This is a genomic window from Amycolatopsis sp. lyj-23, from assembly GCF_046549135.1.
Taxonomy (GTDB): domain Bacteria; phylum Actinomycetota; class Actinomycetes; order Mycobacteriales; family Pseudonocardiaceae; genus Amycolatopsis.
Genome location: NZ_JAJPWN010000025.1, coordinates 112,376 through 128,812 on the forward strand (window position 1 = coordinate 112,376; position 16,437 = coordinate 128,812).

The window sequence follows — 16,437 nt, forward strand, 5'->3', positions numbered from 1 at the left end:
CCCCCGACTTCCGGCGGGTTCCGGCGCCTCCACCGGTGCGGTACACCGGGAAGCACACCGACCAGGGGAGTGCCGCCATGCGGAAGTGGGCCGGGTTCGTCGCAGCGCTCGTGATCGCTTCGGGGGTCGCCACTCCGGCCGCGGCCGCGGAGCCGGCCGCGAGCGTCACCGAGGTGCAGGTGACCGGGCCGGTCTCGCAGCGGTTCAACCTCGTCGTCCTCGGGGACGGCTACACCGCCGCCGAGCAGCCGAAGTTCTCCGCCGACGTCGAGCGGCACGTCCGCACCCTGTGGTCGCTCGAGCCGTTCAAGTCCTACCGCAGCTACTTCAACGTCTTCGCCGTCTCCATCGCGTCGCCGGAGTCCGGTGTGGACTGTGACCCGGCGCTCGGCTCGCCACGCCGGAACACCCCGCTGGACATGGGGTTCTGGGGCGGCTGCAACCCGCAGAGCGTGCAGCGGCTGCTGACCGTCGACGACGCGGCCGCGCAGCGGTACGCCGACCTCGTGCCCGGCACGAACCCCGCGAACCGCCAGATCCTCGCGCTCGGCAACAGTTCGACGTACGGCGGCGCGGGCGGCACCTACGCGACGGCGTCCGGCGGCAACGCCCTCTCCGCGCTGATCTCGCCGCACGAACTCGGCCATTCGCTCGGCGGCCTCGACGACGAGTACGACTACTACGCGCGCGGAGTTCCGGGTGGTGCGTACGAAGGCGGCGAGCCCGAGTCGATCCACCACACCCTGCTGACCGAGCCGCAGCTGCGCGCCCAGCACGCCAAGTGGTGGCGCTGGCTCGGCGAACCCAGCGAGTCCGGTGGCCGGATCGGCCGCTTCGAAGGCGGTCTCTACACCCAGACCGGCGTCTGGCGGCCGAGCGCGCACTCGATGATGAAGACGCTCGGCTACGCGTTCGACCAGGTCGGCCGCGAGCGGATGACGCAGCGGATCTCGGCGAAGGTCCCGCTGATCACCGGCGGCACGCCGGCCGGGACGATCGGCGCGGACCGGGTCGTGTGGCTGCGCGCGATGCACCCGGTCGACCACCGGCTCGACGTCCGCTGGACGCTCGACGGCGTCGCGCTGCCCGGCCGCGACGCACTCGACCTGCGGCGCGCGCACGTACGGCCCGGTCGCCACACGCTGACGGCGACGGTGACCGACCCGACGCCGTTCGTCCGCGACCCGGCGGTCCGCCCGACGGCCACCCGCACCTGGACGGTCGACCCGGCGGTGATCACCTCGCCCGCGCCCGGACCGGCGGTGGTGGCGTCGACCCCGGTGTCGAGCCCGGTCGGCGGCCACGACGTCGTCTACGTCGAAACCGGCGAGCCGACGGGCTCGATCCCGGAGGTGTGCTGGACGCTGGACGGCCGCTTCGCCGGAACGGGCGCCGACTTCCCGCTCGACCTCTCCCGCGGCACGCACACCCTGACGGCGACGACGGGTGGCACGAGGCTGAGCTGGACGGTGGACGCGACCGGCCCGGAGACGACGGTGGAGCTGCCGCCGGGCGGGGTGTACCACGGGTCGTTCACGATGAGCTTGAAGTCGCCGGACGGACTCCCGGAGTTCCGCGTGGACGGCGACGGCTGGCACAAGTACTACGGCTGGCCGACGGACCCGAACTCGCCGTACCTGTTCACCCCGCGCGGCACGGAGATCGACGGCCTGGCGTACGGCAATCTGGGCTCGGGCGGGTTGACGGTGTCACCGTTCTCGGAGCGGAAGCCCGGGTACGGCGAGCACCGGATCGAGTACCGCTCGATCGACGCGGCGGGCAATGTCGGCCCGACGCACTCGGTCACGGTGACGCTGCTGCCCTGATCAGCGCGGCCGGCCCGGCACCCCCGGCCGTGTCTGCCACGGCCGCGGCCCGTCCAGCGGCCGGTACTCCACCCCCAGCGCGTCCAGCCGCGGCAGGTGGTGCTCCCGCAACCGGGGCAGGAACTCCGCGTAGTCCCGTGGCCCCGGGCTCCACGCGACCTCCGCGAACGCCGACAACCGCGGGAACGCCATGTAGTCCACCCGGCGGACGCTGTCCAGGTGCTCACTCCACACCTGCGCCTGCACGCCGCGCAGCCGCGGGCCGCTCAACGCCGGCTCGTACGCGTACACGTCCTCCAGCGTGTGGATCCAGCCGACCGGGATCGGCTCGTCCGGGTGCGAAGACTGCCGGTGGTCCAGGTACACGTGCTGCTCGGGGCACATCACCACGTCGTGCCCGGCCGCGGCCGCCCGCCGGCCCGCTTCCTCGTTCTGCCAGGCGGCGACGACCATCGGGGGGAGGCCGTCGACGTCGAGGACCTCGTCCCAGCCCATCGGGGTGCGGCCGCGGGCCACCAGGTGCCCGGCCAGCTGCCGGACGAACGCGCGGTGCTCGTCGGTCGCGCCGGGGGTCTCGTCCCCGCCCAGTGCGATCACCGGGGACGGGAAAATCTCCAGCAGGTGGTCGAACACCTGCCGGAAGAAGTCCGAAGTGGACTCGGTGGGTGAGAGCAACGAAGTGCTGATGCCCCAGGAATCCCAGACCTCGTAGGACGACGACGTCCCCAGCGAAGGGTAAGCCGCCAGCGCCGCTCGGGCGTGCCCCGGGATGTCGATCTCCGGCACCACCGTGATCGCCCGCGAAGCCGCGTAGGCGACGATCTCCCGCAGGTCGTCACTCGTGTAGAACCCGCCGTGCGGGCGGCCGTCCTGCGCGCCGCCGCTGCCCACCATCGACGACGGCCGCCAGCCGCCCACGGACGTCAACAGGGGAAACGCCGGGACCTCGAAGCGCCAGCCCTGGTCGTCGGTGAGGTGCAGGTTGAGCACGTTCAGCTTGTGCGCGGCCAGCAGGTCGACGAACCGCAGCACCTCGGCCTTGGTCCGGAAGTGCCGGGCGACGTCCAGCAGGCAGCCGCGCCAGCCGAACCGCGGGTGGTCCTCGACCACTCCGCACGGCAACGACGACGGCGTGAACCCGGCGACCCGGAACGCGGCCGGTCCCGCCAGCTGCCGCAACGTCTCCCGCCCGTACACCTCACCGGCAGGATCGGCCACCTCCAGCACCACACCGGACGAGGAAATCGTGAGCCGGTAGCCCTCTGGTGGCAGCGAAGCAGGCCTGACGTCCACTGTGGACGGCCACGGGCACGTGCCGGAAGCGGGCGTCACGGAGACCGGGCGGGGGAGCAGGGTGTCGAAAGCCATGTCAGCCCTTCACGGCGCCGGCCATGCCGGACACCAGCCGTCGTTGGACGAGGACGAAGAACACGAGCACCGGGATCGTCATCAGCGTCGAGGACGCCATCACCGCGCCCCAGTCGGTGTCCTCCGGTTTGAAGAACACCAGGATCGCCTGCGGCAGCGTCTGGTTCTCGGTCTTGGAGACGATGAACGTCTTGGCGAACAGGAAGTCGTTCCAGGCGTGGATGAACGCGAGCACGCTCACCGCGACGAGCCCGGGCGCCACCAGCGGGAACAGGATCTGCCAGGTGAACCGCGCCCGCGACGCGCCGTCGAGCTTCGCCGCTTCTTCGAGTTCCACCGGCACCGCCGCGACGAACCCGCGCAGCATCCAGATCGCGAACGGCAGGCTGAACGCCAGGTGCACCAGCACCAGCGAACCGAGCTCGTTCAACCCCAGGGCCGGCACGGCACCGCCGAGGGACCGCATCAGGAAGAACAGCGGGATGGTCAGCGCCTCCACCGGCACCATCTGGGCGACGAGCGTCATCACCAGCAGCACGGTCCGGCCCTTGAAGGAGAACCGCGTCAGCGCCACCGCCGAGAGGAATGACAGCAGCAGCGACAGCGCCACGACGACCAGGGCCACGAGCAGGCTGTTGACGAAGTACCGCCCGAAGCCCGACACCGTCAGCACGCGCGAGAAGCTGTCGAACGACGGGCTGAACGTCCACGGCTTCGGGTTCGCCGTCTGGATCTCGCCCGCCGGCTTCACCGCCGAGAGCAGCATCCAGTACAGCGGGAACGCCACGATCCCGGCGATCACGACGGTGACGACTTCGGCGATCAGCCGCCCGGGACGTTTCACAGCCATGCCGCGCTCCGGCGCTGGGACCGGACGTAGAGCCCGGTCACCGACAGCAGCAACAGCGTCATCACGACTCCGATCGCCGAGCCGAGGCCGTACTCCTGCCCGGCGAAGGCCTGCTGGTAGGCGTAGACGTTGAGGACGAGGTTGCGCCCGGCCACGCCGCCGCCGTTGGTCATCACGTAGATCTGGGTGAACACCTTGAAGTCCCAGATGATCGACTGCACGGTCGCGATCATCAGCAGCGGCCGCACCATCGGCAGCACGATCGTCCACGTCGTGCGCCACGCCGACGCGCCGTCGAGCGACGCGGCCTCGAGGACCTCGTCCGGCACGCCCTTGATCCCGGCGTACATCGTGACCAGCACGAAGGGGAACGAGCACCAGATCACCTCGGCCGCGACCAGGCCGAACGCGCCGAGCGTGCCGAAGGTCCACGAGTGGTGCTCGAACGGCAGCCCGAGCCCGGTCAGCACCTCGTTGACCAGCCCGAAGTCGGTGTCGAAGAGGAACAGCCAGACGTAGGAGCCGGCGATCGCCGGCGTCGACCACGCGCCCAGCGCGGCCAGGAACAGCAGCGTCCGCGGCAGCGAGCGCACGCGGGCGGCGAGCACCGCGAGCCCGGTGCCGACGATGAGCGAGCCGATGACGCAGGCCGCGGCGAACCCGACCGTCTTGCCGAGCACGGTCCAGAACTGCGCCTGGGACAGCAGGTCCGCGTAGTTCGCGAAGCCGAGGAAGACCAGCGGCGCGTTGCCCGCGGCCTGCTGCTGGCCGTAGTCGTAGAACGAGATCAGGACCAGCTGGTAGATCGGGTAGGCCAGCAACGCGGCGAGCAGGATGCCCGCCGGGGCGAGGTAGAGCGCGGCTGCCCGGCCGTCCCCCCTCCGCCGCGGCCGCCGTGCGGGGGCCGTGGCGGAAGGGGCGTCCTGGACGGCCACCACTAGCCGAAGGCCTTGTTCATCGCGGCGGCCGCGTCGGCCAGGGCCGCCGCCGGGTCCTTGCCGCCGGTCGCGATCTGCTGCACGGCCGTCGGCAGCACGTTCTGGCTGTCGATCTTCGACCACGCCGGTGTCGCCGGGACGAACTTGGTGCCCGCCTTCAGGGTGTCGACGAACGGCTTGAGGAACGGGTCGTTCGCCGCGAGCTTCTGCTGCACGCTGCCGAGCGTCGGCAGGTTGCCCATCGCGGTGTACATCTTCTCCTGGTACTTCGCGCCGCCGAGCAGCTCGACGAACTGCAGCGCGAGGCTGCGGTGCTTGCTCGCCTGGAACACGCCCAGGAGGTTGCCGCCGGCGAACGCGGGCGCGGTGCTCCCCGCGGTCAGGCCCGGGATCGGGACGACGGCGTACTTGCCCTTCACCGCGCCCTGCTCGACGGCCTTGCGGTTGAAGTCGCCGCCGATCGTCATCCCGGCCTTGCCGCCGGCGAACGCCGTGACGCTCTGCGTGCCGGTCAGGTTCGCGCACTGGGCGGGCGGGCAGATGTCGTCCTTGAGCAGGCTCGCGTACTGCGTCACGCCGGCCTTGGCCTTGTCCTCGGTGACGGCCGACGTCCACTTGCCGCCGTCGTCCTTGGCCAGCTCGCCGCCGTTGGCCCAGAGGAACGGCAGCATCGCGTAGGTGTACTTGCCGCCGACGGAGATGCCGTAGAGGTCGGGCTTGGCGGCGCGGATCCGGCGGGCGGTGTCGGTCAGTTCGGCGAGCGTCGCCGGCGGCTTCAGGCGCAGCTCGGTGAAGACGTCGGTGCGGTAGTACAGCGCGCGGATGCCGGTGTACCAGGGCAGGCCGTAGGTCTTGCCGCCGGATTTCGCGGTGTCCAGCACGGTCGGGATGAGGTCCTTGCCCTCGCCCCACGACCCGAGGTCCCCGGTCAGGTCGGCGAGCGCGCCGGTGGCGGCGTAGCTGGAGACGTCGGTGTTGCCGAACTCGGCCACGTCGGGCGCGTTGGCCGGGTCGTTGAAGGCGCCGGAGAACTTGTCGGCGCGCCCTTCGACCGGCACCCACTGGACGTCGACCTCGACGCCGGAGTGAGCCGCCTTGAACTCGGCGATCGCGTCCTTGACCGCGGCCTCCTTGGGCGCACGGTTGGCCTCGTCGAACAGCCAGACGCGGACGGTGCCGGTCTTGTCGTCCCCGCCGCCGCCCGCGGGCGCGGACTGGGTGGGGGCGCAGCCGGCCAGCAGGGCCAGCCCGGCGACGACGGGCAGGGTGCGGCGCAGTCTCATGGTGGACCTCACGAAGCGAAGTAGACGGAGTTGACGCTGCCGACGGCGAGCTGTCCGGCGACCGCGCCGGGCAGGCCGGTGGCCGGGTCCCGCGGCAGCCACGTGACGGTGCCGGAACGCTGGTTCGAGACGTAGAACCAGTTTTCGGTCGGGTCCAGGGCCACGTGCCGCGGCCAGTTCCCGCCGGTCGGCACGGTCGAAACCAGCTTCAGCGTGGCGCCGGAAACGGTGAACGTGGCCAGCGTGTTGGGCCCGCGGACGGTGGCGTAGGCGAACTTCCCGTCCCTCGACAGGATGATTTCGCCCGGGTACAGGTCACCCGTGCTCCCGGCGGGCACGGCCGGCACGACGGAGAGCGCTTTCAGCGTCCCGGTGGCCGCGTCCCAGCTCGCCACCGTCACCTCCGGCCGCAGTTCCTGCAGGATGTAGGCGAACTGCCCGGTGCGGTCGAACGCGAGGTGCCGCGGCCCGGCCCCGGCGGGCAGCTTCAGCTGCTGGTGCAACGCGAGCTTCCCGGTGGCGACGTCGAGCGAGTAGACGTACACCGAGTCCGCGCCGAGGTCGACCGACAGCACCCAGCGGCCGGTCGGGTCGTTGACGACCTGGTGCGCGTGCGCCTGTCCGGCGTCGGCGTGGTGGGTCACCAGGTCGGTGGCCGCGCCGAGCTTGCCGCCGGCCAGGATCGGCAGCACGACGACGCTGCCCGAGCCGTAATTCGCGGCCAGCACGTACTTCTGGCTCGAGTGCACGCTCAAGTGCGTCGGCGCGCCGCCCTTCGACGAAACCTTGTTGAGCAGCTTGGGTTTCGCGGCGTCGGCGATGTTCAACGCCGAGACGTACCCGCTCGGGTCGCCCTCGTTCGTGACGTACAGCGTCCTGCCGTCGGCGCTGCGGTCGAACCACGACGTGTCGGTGCTGCCGGGCACCGTGCGGACGGGGTTCAGCGCGGCGCCGGACCGGGTCGTGACGTCGAGCCCGTGCCCGGTCGCCCCGCTGGTGTAACTCCCGATGTACACGGTTCCTCCGGCGAAGCAGCCTTTCGGCGTGGTGGCGGCCGACGCGAGCGAGCTGCCCAGGACGGTGGCGGCGCCCGCGCCGGCCGCGGCGCCGAGGAACGTACGACGGTTGAGTCCGGTCATCGTTCTTGTCTCCCAACGGGTTTCGGCGGTGACGGACTCCAGTATGGTCTAGACCACGGCCATGAGCAATGCCGAAACCCCGAAACCGGACACCGAAAGCACGGTTTCCAGCGCGGTCCAGGACTTCAGCGTCTGCGGAACCGTGAGGTTGAAGTACCGCGAAACGATCCAGAACCCGCCGTCGTTGACGTGCGAAGCGATGATCGACCCGGCGGAAATCGCCATCACCAGCAGCGCCAGCTGGATCTGCGAATAGCCGAGCTGGGCGACGGTCGGGGCGATGATGCCGCTGGTGGTCACGATGGCCACGGTCGCCGAACCCTGCGCGATCCGCATGCCGCAGCTGATCACGTACGCCGCGAGCAGCACGGGCAGCCCGGCGTCGTGCAGCGAGTCGGCCACGGCCTTGCCGATCCCGGTGGCCGAAAGCACCGCGCCGAAGAACGCACCCGCGCCGACGACCAGCAGGATCATCGCGACCGGGCGCAGCGACTTCGCGGCCAGCTCGTTGAGGTCCTTGCCGGTGAAGCCGCGCCGCAGGCCCAGCAGCCAGGACGCGAGCAGCACGGCGACGGTCAGCGCGACCGCGGGCGTGCCGATGAACGCGGCGACGCCGGCGAGCGCCGAGCCCTTCGGCAGCCAGATGCTGCCGAACGTGCCGGCGAGGATCAGCACCAGCGGCACCGCAATGATCGCGGCGACCAGGCCCAGCGACGGCGGGTTCTCCTCGTGCTCGCCCTCTTCTTCGGCGAAGACCATGTCCTCGGGCACGTCGACGACGATGCGCTTGCCGATCCAGGTCGAGTACAGCACGCCGCCGATGAGGAACGCGGGGATGCCGCAGGCCAGGCCCATCAGGATGATCCAGCCGAGCTCGACGTGCAGCAGCCCGGCCGCGGCCACCGGACCGGGGTGCGGCGGCAGGAAGGCGTGCGTGATCGACAGGCCGGCCAGCAGCGGCATCGCGTACAGCACCAGCGACCGGCCGCCCTGCCGCGCGGCGACGTAGACCAGCGGCGCCAGCACGAAGATGCCGATGTCGAAGAACACTGGGATGCCGAAGACGAACCCGGCGACGCCCATCGCGAGCGGCGCCCGCTTCTCGCCGAACGACCGCAGCAGCGCGCTGGTGAGCACCTTCGCGCCGCCCGAGCGTTCCAGGATCGACCCGAGGATCGTGCCCAGCCCGATGATCGCCGTGATGTGCCCGAGGATGCTGCCGAAGCCCTTCTCCAGCAGGGAGTCCGACGCCTTCTGGGCCGAGCCGACGATGGTGCCGACCGGCAGGCCGGCGGCCAGCGCGGTCAGCAGGCCGACGACGATCAGCGCGATGAAGGGTTCCAGCTTGAGCTTGATGATCAGCACCAGCAGGACGGCGATCGAGACGGCGGCGAGCGTGAGCAGCCCGCCCGTGGTGTGTTGCAGCCAGTGGATCACGGGGCTCTCCGGGGGTTGCGCAGGGAGTGGCCGGCGAGGGCGCCGGTGGGGGTTCCGTCGTCGAGGGCGGCGACGCCGTTGACGAAGACGTGGGTGAGGCCCGTGGCGGCCTGCCGCGGGTCCTCGAAGGTGGCGGTGTCGGTAATCGTTCCCGGGTCGAACAGCACCAGGTCGGCGGCGTACCCGGCGCGGACCAGCCCGCGGTCGGCCAGCCGCAGCCGCCGCGCGGCCCGCCCGGTGAGGTGGGCGACGCACTCGGCGAGGTCCAGCACGCCGAGCTCACGGACGTACCGGGCCAGGTAGCGCGGGAACGTACCCCACGCGCGTGGGTGCGGCCGGGCGCCGACGAGCAGCCCGTCGCTGCCGCCGGTGTGCGTGGCGTGCCGCATGATCGCCTGGACGTTCTCCTCGTGCCCGACGTGCATCAGGCACGACGTTCCGAGCTTTTCGTCGAGCAGGGTGTCGAAGTACAGCTTCGCCGGTTCGGTGCGCTGCTTGACGGCTGACGCGGCGACGCTGTGGCCGACGAGGTGGGCGTTGCGGTCGTGGCGGACGCCGTTGATTTCGATGGCGTCCCAGTCGATCGGGACGCCGTGCGCACCGTCCGAACCGGACTCTTCGATCTCGGCGCGGATCCGCTCGCGTTCGTCCACATCGGACAACCGGGCGAGCGTGGCCGCCAGCCCGCCTTCGGTCGCCCAGCTCGGCAGGAGCGCGCTCAGGTAGGTCGCGCCCGGCAAGTACGGATAGGTGTCCAGCGAGATGTCGCAGCCGTCGCCGAGGGCGTCGTCCAGCAGCTTCAGCAGGTCGGGCGCCTTGCCCTTGTTGACCGAGAAGTTCATCGTCGCGTGCGCGAGGTGCAGCGGGCAGCCGGACTGCCTGCTCACGTCGATCATTTCGGCGAACGCTTCCAGTGCGCCCTTGCCGTAGCTGCGGTGGTGCGGGCTGTAGAACCCGCCGCCTTCGCCGACGACCCGGCACAGCTCGACCAGCTCGCCGGTGTCGGCGTACATCCCCGGCGTGTAGGTCAGGCCGGACGACATCCCCATCGCGCCTTCGCCCAGTCCGGTCGCGACGAGCTCCTTCATCCGGGTCAGCTCGGCGTCGGTGGCCGGGCGGTCGTCCCAGCCGACGGCGAGCATCCGGACCGTGCCCTGCGGCACCAGGTAGGCGGCGTTCACCGCGATGCCCTGATCCAGCCGGTCCAGGTACTCACCGACCGAGCGCCAGTTCCAGTCGAACCCCGGCGGGTCGTCGTTCCAGCCCGCGAGCTGCTGCCGCAGCGCCTCGAGCACGGCGTCGTCGACCGGCGCGTAGGACAGCCCGTCCTGGCCGAGTACCTCGGTCGTCACGCCCTGGGTGATCTTGGCCGGGTGGTCCGGGTTGGCCAGCAGCTGCAGGTCGGAGTGCGAATGCATGTCGATGAACCCGGGTGCGAGCACCAGGTCGCCGGCGTCGATCACCCGGCCGCCGGTGAGCGAGCCGGGGTCGGCGACATCCGCGATCTTCCCGTCGGCGAGGCCGACGTCGTGGCGGGCGAGCGGGGCGCCGGTGCCGTCGGCGACCAGCGCGCCCCGGACGACGACGTCCATCAGAACCACGTCCGGACGTAGCCGACGACGGTTTCGCCGTCGGCCGCGGTCATCGGCAGCAGCGGCCACTTGTCGAACACCGTGCACGGGTGGGAGAGGCCGAGCCCGATCCAGTCGCCGACCTCGACCGGCGAATCCGCCGGCAGCGCGAGGAAGGCGTGCTGGTCGTTCAGCTTGGTGACGACGTGGCCTTCGAGCGGTTCGGCGGGCCCGCCCGGCGTCCGGCGCAGCTGCGGCTCGGGCAGGCCTTCGTCGAAGGAAGCGTCCCGCTTGCCGATCGTGAGCAGCGCGAGCTCGTCCGAGGGCTTCGACGTCACCTGCGCCCACGCCCGCAGCGCCGGCCGGAAGGTGCCGGCCCCCTCGATGCGGGGGTGGTCGCCGAGCGGGGAGATCTCGCGGTAGAAGCCGTCGTCGTGGGTGAGGTAGGCGCCGCTGCGCAGCACCGGCAGCACGTCGAGGCCGTCCGGCCACGGCTTGGTCAGCTCGTTCGCGACCTGGTCGAAGTAGGCGCTGCCGCCGGCGGTGACGATGATCTGCCCGTCGAGCAGTCCCTCGTGCGCGAACGAGATCGCGAGGTCGCGCAGTCCGTCCACGTAGGAGCTGATCTTGCGCAGCGCGGCTTCGTCGGTGCCGTGGGACAGCGCGCCTTCGTAGCCGCCGGTGCCGCGCAGGCGCAGCGCCGGACTCGCCTGGACGGCTTCGGCGATGGCCAGCGCGGTCGCGGTGTCGCGGACGCCGGTGCGGCCGCCGTCGGCGCCCAGCTCGACCAGCACGTCCACCGGACGCTCGGTGCCCTGCAGGGCCGCGGTCATCAGCTCGACGCCGCGGACCGAGTCGACCCAGCAGAGGAACTCGAAGTCGCTGTCGGCGGCCAGTTCGGCGGCCAGCCAGCGCAGGCCGGCCGGGTCGAGGAACTGGTTGGCGAGCAGGATCCGGGACACGCCGAAGGCGCGGTAGATGCGCAGGTGACCGGCGTTGGCGCAGGTCACGCCCCACGCGCCGTGCTCGATCTGGCGCGCGAACAGCTGCGGGGCCATGGTCGTCTTGCCGTGCGGCGCGAGCACCACCCCGCGGGCGACGCACCACGCGGCCATCGTCCGCAGGTTGTGTTCGAGCGCTTCTTCGTCGAGGACGACGAAGGGGCCGAAGAACCCGTCGGTGAACAGGTTCAGCCGGCGGTCCGCGGCCTCGTCCAGGGTGAGCCCGGTCAAGGCGGGGGCGGCCGAGCGGAAGCGCCAGTCGATGCGTTCCTGGCGGAGTGCGTCGAGCGCGGCGGTGTTCATGGTGCATACGTTCATCGGCGGCGACCTCTGTTGCGTATGTTGCAACGACTGTTGCGCATTTTGAGTGTCATAGGTGTAGCATCCGGGTCGTCACAGGTCAACGGGGTGAAGGGCAGGGAGACGGAAAGTGACGAGCGGGCCCGAGGTGCTGTGCGTGGGCGAGTCCATGGCGTTGTTCGTGCCCGCCGAACCCGGCCCGCCGGAGGAGGTGAAGCGCTGGGTGCGCACCATCGGCGGCGCCGAGTCCAACGTGGCCTGCAACCTGCCCACGCTGGGGGTGTCGAGCGGCTGGGTGAGCGCGGTCGGTGACGACCCGTTCGGCCGGGCGATGCTGCGCGAGGTCGCGTCCCACGGGGTCGACGTCAGCGCGTGCTACGTCGACCCGCGGCGCCCGACCGGGCTCTACGTCAAGGAAAGCGGCGCCGGCGGCAGTCCCGTGCGCTACTACCGGACGGGCTCGGCCGCGTCCGGGATGGGCCCGGCGCTGCTCGACCGGCTCGATCTCGACGGCGTCCGCGTGCTCCACCTGTCGGGGATCACGCCGGTGCTGTCGGACAGCTGCCTCGCGCTGGTGCGCGCGCTGCTGGACATGCCGCGCGGCGACCGGCTGATCTCCTTCGACGTCAACCTGCGGCCCGCGCTCTGGGCGGGCCGCGACCCCGGGCTGCTCGCCGAACTGGCCGGTCAGGCGGACATCGTGCTGACCGGCGACGACGAAGCCCAGCGGGTGTGGGGGACCGGCGACCCGGCCGAGCTGCGCGCGCTGCTGCCGAAGCCGCGCACGCTCGTGGTCAAGCACGGCGAACGCGGCGCGACACTGGTGGAGGGCGAACCGCTGTTCGCGCCCGCGCTGCAGGTCGACGTCGTCGAGCCGGTCGGCGCCGGTGACGCGTTCGCCGCCGGGTTCCTCGCCGCCACCCTGCGCGGCGCCACCCCCCTGGAGCGGCTGCGGCAGGGGCACCTGCAGGCCGCCGCCACCCTGCTCACCCACGACGACGTCGGGGTGCCGCTGCCGCGTGCGGTCGTGGCTACCCTGCTGCACGCGGACCCGGACGAATGGCGTTCGGCGCGGCTGACCGGAGAGGGCGTGGTGCTGACGTGAGCCAGAGTCTGGACCGGGCGCTGACGCTGCTGAACTCCATCGCCAGGGACGCGCGGACCCTCGACGACCTCGCCGACGAGATCGGCGTGCACAAGTCGACCGTGCTGCGGCTGCTGCGCACCCTGGAGCAGCACCACTTCGTCCGCCGCGAAGGCGCCCGCCACTACCGGCTGGGCAGCGCCATGTTCGACCTCGCCAACCAGGCCCTCGACTCCTTCGACGTCCGCCGCAGCGCCCACCCCGCGCTCGCCGCGCTCAACACCCGCACCGGGCACACCGTGCACCTGGCCAGTTACGAGGACGGCGAAGTCGTCTACATCGACAAGTTCGAAGGCCGGCATTCGGTGCGGATGTACTCGCGCATCGGCAAGCGCGCGCCGCTGCACTGCACGGCCGTGGGCAAGGTGCTGGTCGCGGCGATGCCCGCGGCGCGGCGCGAGGAGATCGCGCGGTCGATCGAGTACCCGGTGCTGACGCCGAACACGATCACCACGCCTTCGGAATACCTGGCGGAGCTGGAGCGCGTGGCCCAGCGCGGGTACGCCGTCGACAACGCCGAGCACGAGGACTTCATCCACTGCATCGCGGCGCCCGTGCGCGGCGCGGACGGCGAGGTGCTGGCCGCCGCGTCGATGTCGGTGCCGAAGGTGCTGCTCGACTACGACGGCCTGCTCGCGCTGGTGCCCGAGCTGACGGCCGCCACCACGGAAGCTTCCGTCCACAGTGGATGGACGGAGAACGGAAAGGGGCACTGATGAGCAAGACGGCAGTTTCCACCGAGAACGCGCCGAAGCCGCCGGCGAAGTTCTCGCAGGCCGTCCGCAAGGGGAACCTGCTGCAGGTCGCCGGCCAGGTCGGCTTCGACCCGGCGACCGGCGCGATCGTCGGCGACGACGTCGTGGGCCAGACCCGGCAGACGTTCAAGAACATCGAGGCCGTGCTGGCGGAGGCGGGCGCGAGCCTCGCCGACGCGATCATGGTCCGCGTGTACCTGACCGACACGGACCACTTCGCCGCCTTCAACGAGGTGTACGACGAGCTGATCGGCGACGCCCCGCACGCGGCGCGCACGACGGTGTACGTGGGGCTGCCGGGCGAGCTGCTCGTCGAGATCGACGTGCTCTGCGTGCTGGACTGAGCCCGCGGTGGGCCGGGGTCCCCCCGGCCCACCTGGTTCAGCCGAGGACGCTCGTGTAGCCGTTGAGCGCGAGCTGCCCGCCGAGGTGGGCGTAGAGCACGTTCGAGCCGCGGTCGATTTCGCCGGTCTGGACGAGGTCGATCAGTCCCGCCATCGACTTGCCCTCGTAGACCGGGTCGGTGATCATGCCCTCCAGCCGGGCGCAGGTCTCGATGGCGTCCACAGTGGAGTCGTCGGGGATGCCGTAGATCCCGGCGTGGTAGCGGTCGTCCAGCTCGACCTCGGCGACCGCGCCCGCACCGATCAGCTCGGCGGTGTTGCGCGCGATGCGCGTGATCTGCTCGCGGGTCTCGGCGGGCTTGGCTGAGGCATCGATGCCGAGGATGCGCCGCTTCTTGCCGCGAGCCACCCCCGCGACCATGCCGCCCTGGGTGCTGCCGGTGACCGAGCAGACGACGACGGTGTCGAAGAAGACGCCGAGTTCTTCTTCCTGCTTCTCGAGTTCGACGATCCAGTTCGCGAACCCGAGCCCCCCGAGCCGGTGGTCCGACGCGCCGGCGGGGATGGCGTACGGCTTCCCGCCTCGTGCTTCGATCTCCGCGACGGCGTCCTCCCACGCCTGCTTGAAGCCGATGCCAAAACCGGCTTCGACGAGCCGGACGTCGGCGCCGAGGATCCGCGACAGCTGGATGTTGCCGACCTTGTCGTAGAGCGGATCGTGCCAGTCGACCCAGCTTTCCTGCACGAGCACGGCCTTCAGCCCGGCCCGCGCCGCGGCCGCGGCGACCTGCCGGGTGTGGTTGGACTGGACACCGCCGATGGAGACGAGCGTGTCGGCACCTTGGGCGAGCGCATCGGCGACGAGGTACTCCAGTTTGCGGGTCTTGTTCCCGCCGAAGGCCAGGCCGGAGTTGACGTCTTCCCGCTTGGCCCAGATCTTCGCGCCGCCGAGGTGTGCGGTGAGCCGTTCGAGCGGGTGCACGGGTGACGGACCGAACAGGAGCGGGAAGCGCGGGAAGGCGTCGAGGGTCATTGTTCCTCCAGCAGGTCGGTCCAGATGGTCGAAATGACTTCGACGGCGGTGGCGGCGTCGCGCTTCTCGAGGGCGTCGATGAGCATCGTGTGGCGTTCGACGGAGTTCCAGGCGAGCGCGGAGCTGAACCGCGCGTGCTCCAGGCGGCGCAGGAGCGGGGTGTAGCGGTCGAGGGTCGCGGCCACGGCGGCGTTGCCGGCCAGCCGGACGGGGACGTCGTGCAGTTCGTCGTCGGCCCGGACGGCCGCCTCGAGGTCACCGGCTTCGATGGCTTTCGCGAACCGATCATTGGCGGCCCGCATGGCGGCGATGTCCGCCGGGCGGCACTTCTGCGCGGCTTGCCGGACGGCGAACTCGTGCAGGAGCCGCACGATCTCGCGGGCGTCGAGGACGTCGGGGGACATGACGTCGGAGACGCGGGTGTAGGACTGCGGCTTTTGGTCGACGAGGCCGTCGTCGGTCAGCCGCCGGAGGGCCTCGCGCACGGGCGCCTTGGAGAGCCCGAGCTGCTCGGCGAGCTCCCGGTCCCGCAGCGGCGCACCGGGCGGCAGGGTCCCGTCGACGATGGCGCGGCGGATGCGGTCGTAGGCCTCGTCACGGAGGAGGGGGCGGGTGACCTTGGAGAGACTCACATCTAACATGTTAGCTGTCAGTTGGCTGGCTCGGCAAGCTTCCGACGTTGTCCACAGCCTGGCCGTGATGTGGATGGACGCCCTCCGGCTACCGCGTTTTCCGGGTTTTGTCCGGCGCCCCCGATAGACTGGACTGGGGACGCCCCCCGGAGAGGGTGGGGGCTGGTCTGGTGGCCGGCGGCTCGGGGAATTCGTCGCAAAACGGCCAGGTGTACTTCTCGCCAGCAGGCCCGCATGGGTGAGTGGCCGGTCGAGGCGATCATGACCGCCTCGACCGAACAACCGTCACCTCGCCGCAGCTAGTCCGCCCAGTTGTGGCTCGGCAATCTATAAACTTCAAAGCGACCCGGTGCTCTTGAGGCATCCCTGCTCTCGCGAGCGGCCTCGGAAGGGGATCAGTAAACCGGCCCGGTGTACTTCTCCCCAGGCCCCTGACCAGGCTCATCCGGCACAGCCGAAGCCTCCCGGAAGGCCTTCTGCAGCGACTGCAAGCCGTCCCGCAAGGGCCCGGCGTGCAGGCCCAGGTACTCCGCGGAGGCCGTCACGAGCCCCGCCAACGCCGTGATGAGGCGGCGGGCCTCATCAAGGTCGCGGTGCGGGGAAGTCGCGGGATCGGCGTCGGCCAAGCCGAGCCGCTCGGCGCCGGCCGACAGCAGCATCACCGCCGCGCGGCTGATCACCTCCACGCTGGGGATCTCCGCCAGATGGCGGTCGTCCGGGGAATACGGGGGCTGTTCGGAGGGTTGTTCTGACACGTCTGGTACCCTTCCACGAGCGACCAGCCCTCGAGCGATCGGGGGCGGCAAGTGGAGCCCC

15 protein-coding genes are annotated in these 16,437 nt (G+C 71.0%); 4 read left to right on the plus strand and 11 right to left on the minus strand.

What is annotated here, in order from left to right; all coding sequences use genetic code 11:
• Positions 1-77 precede the first annotated feature (77 nt).
• Positions 78-1,826, plus strand: a complete 1,749-nt coding sequence (locus ACLJPY_RS45230; RefSeq protein ID WP_410597157.1) for a M64 family metallopeptidase — start codon at positions 78-80, stop codon at positions 1,824-1,826.
• Here the strand turns inward: ACLJPY_RS45230 and ACLJPY_RS45235 are convergent, their stop codons facing one another.
• The 8 genes from ACLJPY_RS45235 to ACLJPY_RS45270 are packed head-to-tail and all read right to left on the minus strand — an operon-like array spanning position 1,827 to position 11,716.
• The gene (locus ACLJPY_RS45235) at positions 1,827-3,194 is read right to left on the minus strand and encodes a beta-N-acetylhexosaminidase (RefSeq protein ID WP_410597158.1); all 1,368 of its coding nucleotides are present in this window, start codon (positions 3,192-3,194) and stop codon (positions 1,827-1,829) included. It lies immediately after the preceding gene.
• Position 3,195: 1 nt separating this feature from the next.
• On the minus strand, positions 3,196-4,044 hold the full coding sequence (locus ACLJPY_RS45240) for a carbohydrate ABC transporter permease (RefSeq protein ID WP_410574559.1): 849 nt from the start codon (positions 4,042-4,044) through the stop codon (positions 3,196-3,198).
• Positions 4,035-4,982, minus strand: coding sequence for a carbohydrate ABC transporter permease (locus ACLJPY_RS45245; protein WP_410597159.1), 948 nt, complete (start codon positions 4,980-4,982; stop codon positions 4,035-4,037). The genes ACLJPY_RS45240 and ACLJPY_RS45245 overlap by 10 nt, the downstream gene beginning before the upstream one ends.
• Positions 4,982-6,265: an extracellular solute-binding protein gene (locus tag ACLJPY_RS45250; RefSeq protein ID WP_410597160.1), complete on the minus strand. Its 1,284-nt coding sequence runs from the start codon at positions 6,263-6,265 to the stop codon at positions 4,982-4,984. Before ACLJPY_RS45250 ends, ACLJPY_RS45245 begins: the two co-directional genes overlap by 1 nt.
• A gap of 8 nt (positions 6,266-6,273) precedes the next feature.
• Positions 6,274-7,404, minus strand: a complete 1,131-nt coding sequence (locus ACLJPY_RS45255; protein ID WP_410597161.1) for a lactonase family protein — start codon at positions 7,402-7,404, stop codon at positions 6,274-6,276.
• Between the two features lie 48 nt (positions 7,405-7,452).
• A complete protein-coding gene (locus tag ACLJPY_RS45260; RefSeq protein WP_410597162.1) occupies positions 7,453-8,841 on the minus strand; it encodes a GntP family permease in 1,389 nt (462 codons plus the stop codon).
• A complete protein-coding gene (locus tag ACLJPY_RS45265) occupies positions 8,838-10,433 on the minus strand; it encodes an N-acyl-D-amino-acid deacylase family protein (RefSeq protein ID WP_410597163.1) in 1,596 nt (531 codons plus the stop codon). Before ACLJPY_RS45265 ends, ACLJPY_RS45260 begins: the two co-directional genes overlap by 4 nt.
• A complete protein-coding gene (locus ACLJPY_RS45270) occupies positions 10,433-11,716 on the minus strand; it encodes an amino acid deaminase (protein WP_410597164.1) in 1,284 nt (427 codons plus the stop codon). The genes ACLJPY_RS45265 and ACLJPY_RS45270 overlap by 1 nt, the downstream gene beginning before the upstream one ends.
• A gap of 166 nt (positions 11,717-11,882) precedes the next feature.
• Between ACLJPY_RS45270 and ACLJPY_RS45275 the strand changes: the two genes are divergently transcribed.
• From ACLJPY_RS45275 to ACLJPY_RS45285, 3 genes are read left to right on the plus strand one after another with little or no spacing between them, the layout of a single operon-like run.
• A complete protein-coding gene (locus ACLJPY_RS45275) occupies positions 11,883-12,818 on the plus strand; it encodes a sugar kinase (protein WP_410597195.1) in 936 nt (311 codons plus the stop codon).
• Positions 12,815-13,573 carry an IclR family transcriptional regulator gene (locus ACLJPY_RS45280; protein ID WP_410597165.1) on the plus strand — a complete coding sequence of 253 codons (759 nt, stop codon included), beginning with the start codon at positions 12,815-12,817 and terminating at the stop codon, positions 13,571-13,573. Before ACLJPY_RS45275 ends, ACLJPY_RS45280 begins: the two co-directional genes overlap by 4 nt.
• Positions 13,573-13,956: a RidA family protein gene (locus ACLJPY_RS45285; protein ID WP_410574567.1), complete on the plus strand. Its 384-nt coding sequence runs from the start codon at positions 13,573-13,575 to the stop codon at positions 13,954-13,956. Before ACLJPY_RS45280 ends, ACLJPY_RS45285 begins: the two co-directional genes overlap by 1 nt.
• A 37-nt stretch (positions 13,957-13,993) precedes the next feature.
• Here ACLJPY_RS45285 and ACLJPY_RS45290 read toward each other — a convergent pair whose 3' ends face one another.
• From ACLJPY_RS45290 to ACLJPY_RS45300, 3 genes are all read right to left on the minus strand, one after another.
• Entirely contained in the window at positions 13,994-14,989 is a 996-nt protein-coding gene (locus tag ACLJPY_RS45290; RefSeq protein ID WP_410597166.1) for a 1-aminocyclopropane-1-carboxylate deaminase, read from the minus strand.
• Positions 14,986-15,621: a GntR family transcriptional regulator gene (locus ACLJPY_RS45295; protein ID WP_410597167.1), complete on the minus strand. Its 636-nt coding sequence runs from the start codon at positions 15,619-15,621 to the stop codon at positions 14,986-14,988. Before ACLJPY_RS45295 ends, ACLJPY_RS45290 begins: the two co-directional genes overlap by 4 nt.
• 395 nt (positions 15,622-16,016) lie before the next feature.
• Positions 16,017-16,376 carry a DUF1844 domain-containing protein gene (locus ACLJPY_RS45300; RefSeq protein ID WP_410597168.1) on the minus strand — a complete coding sequence of 120 codons (360 nt, stop codon included), beginning with the start codon at positions 16,374-16,376 and terminating at the stop codon, positions 16,017-16,019.
• Positions 16,377-16,437: the final 61 nt, after the last annotated feature.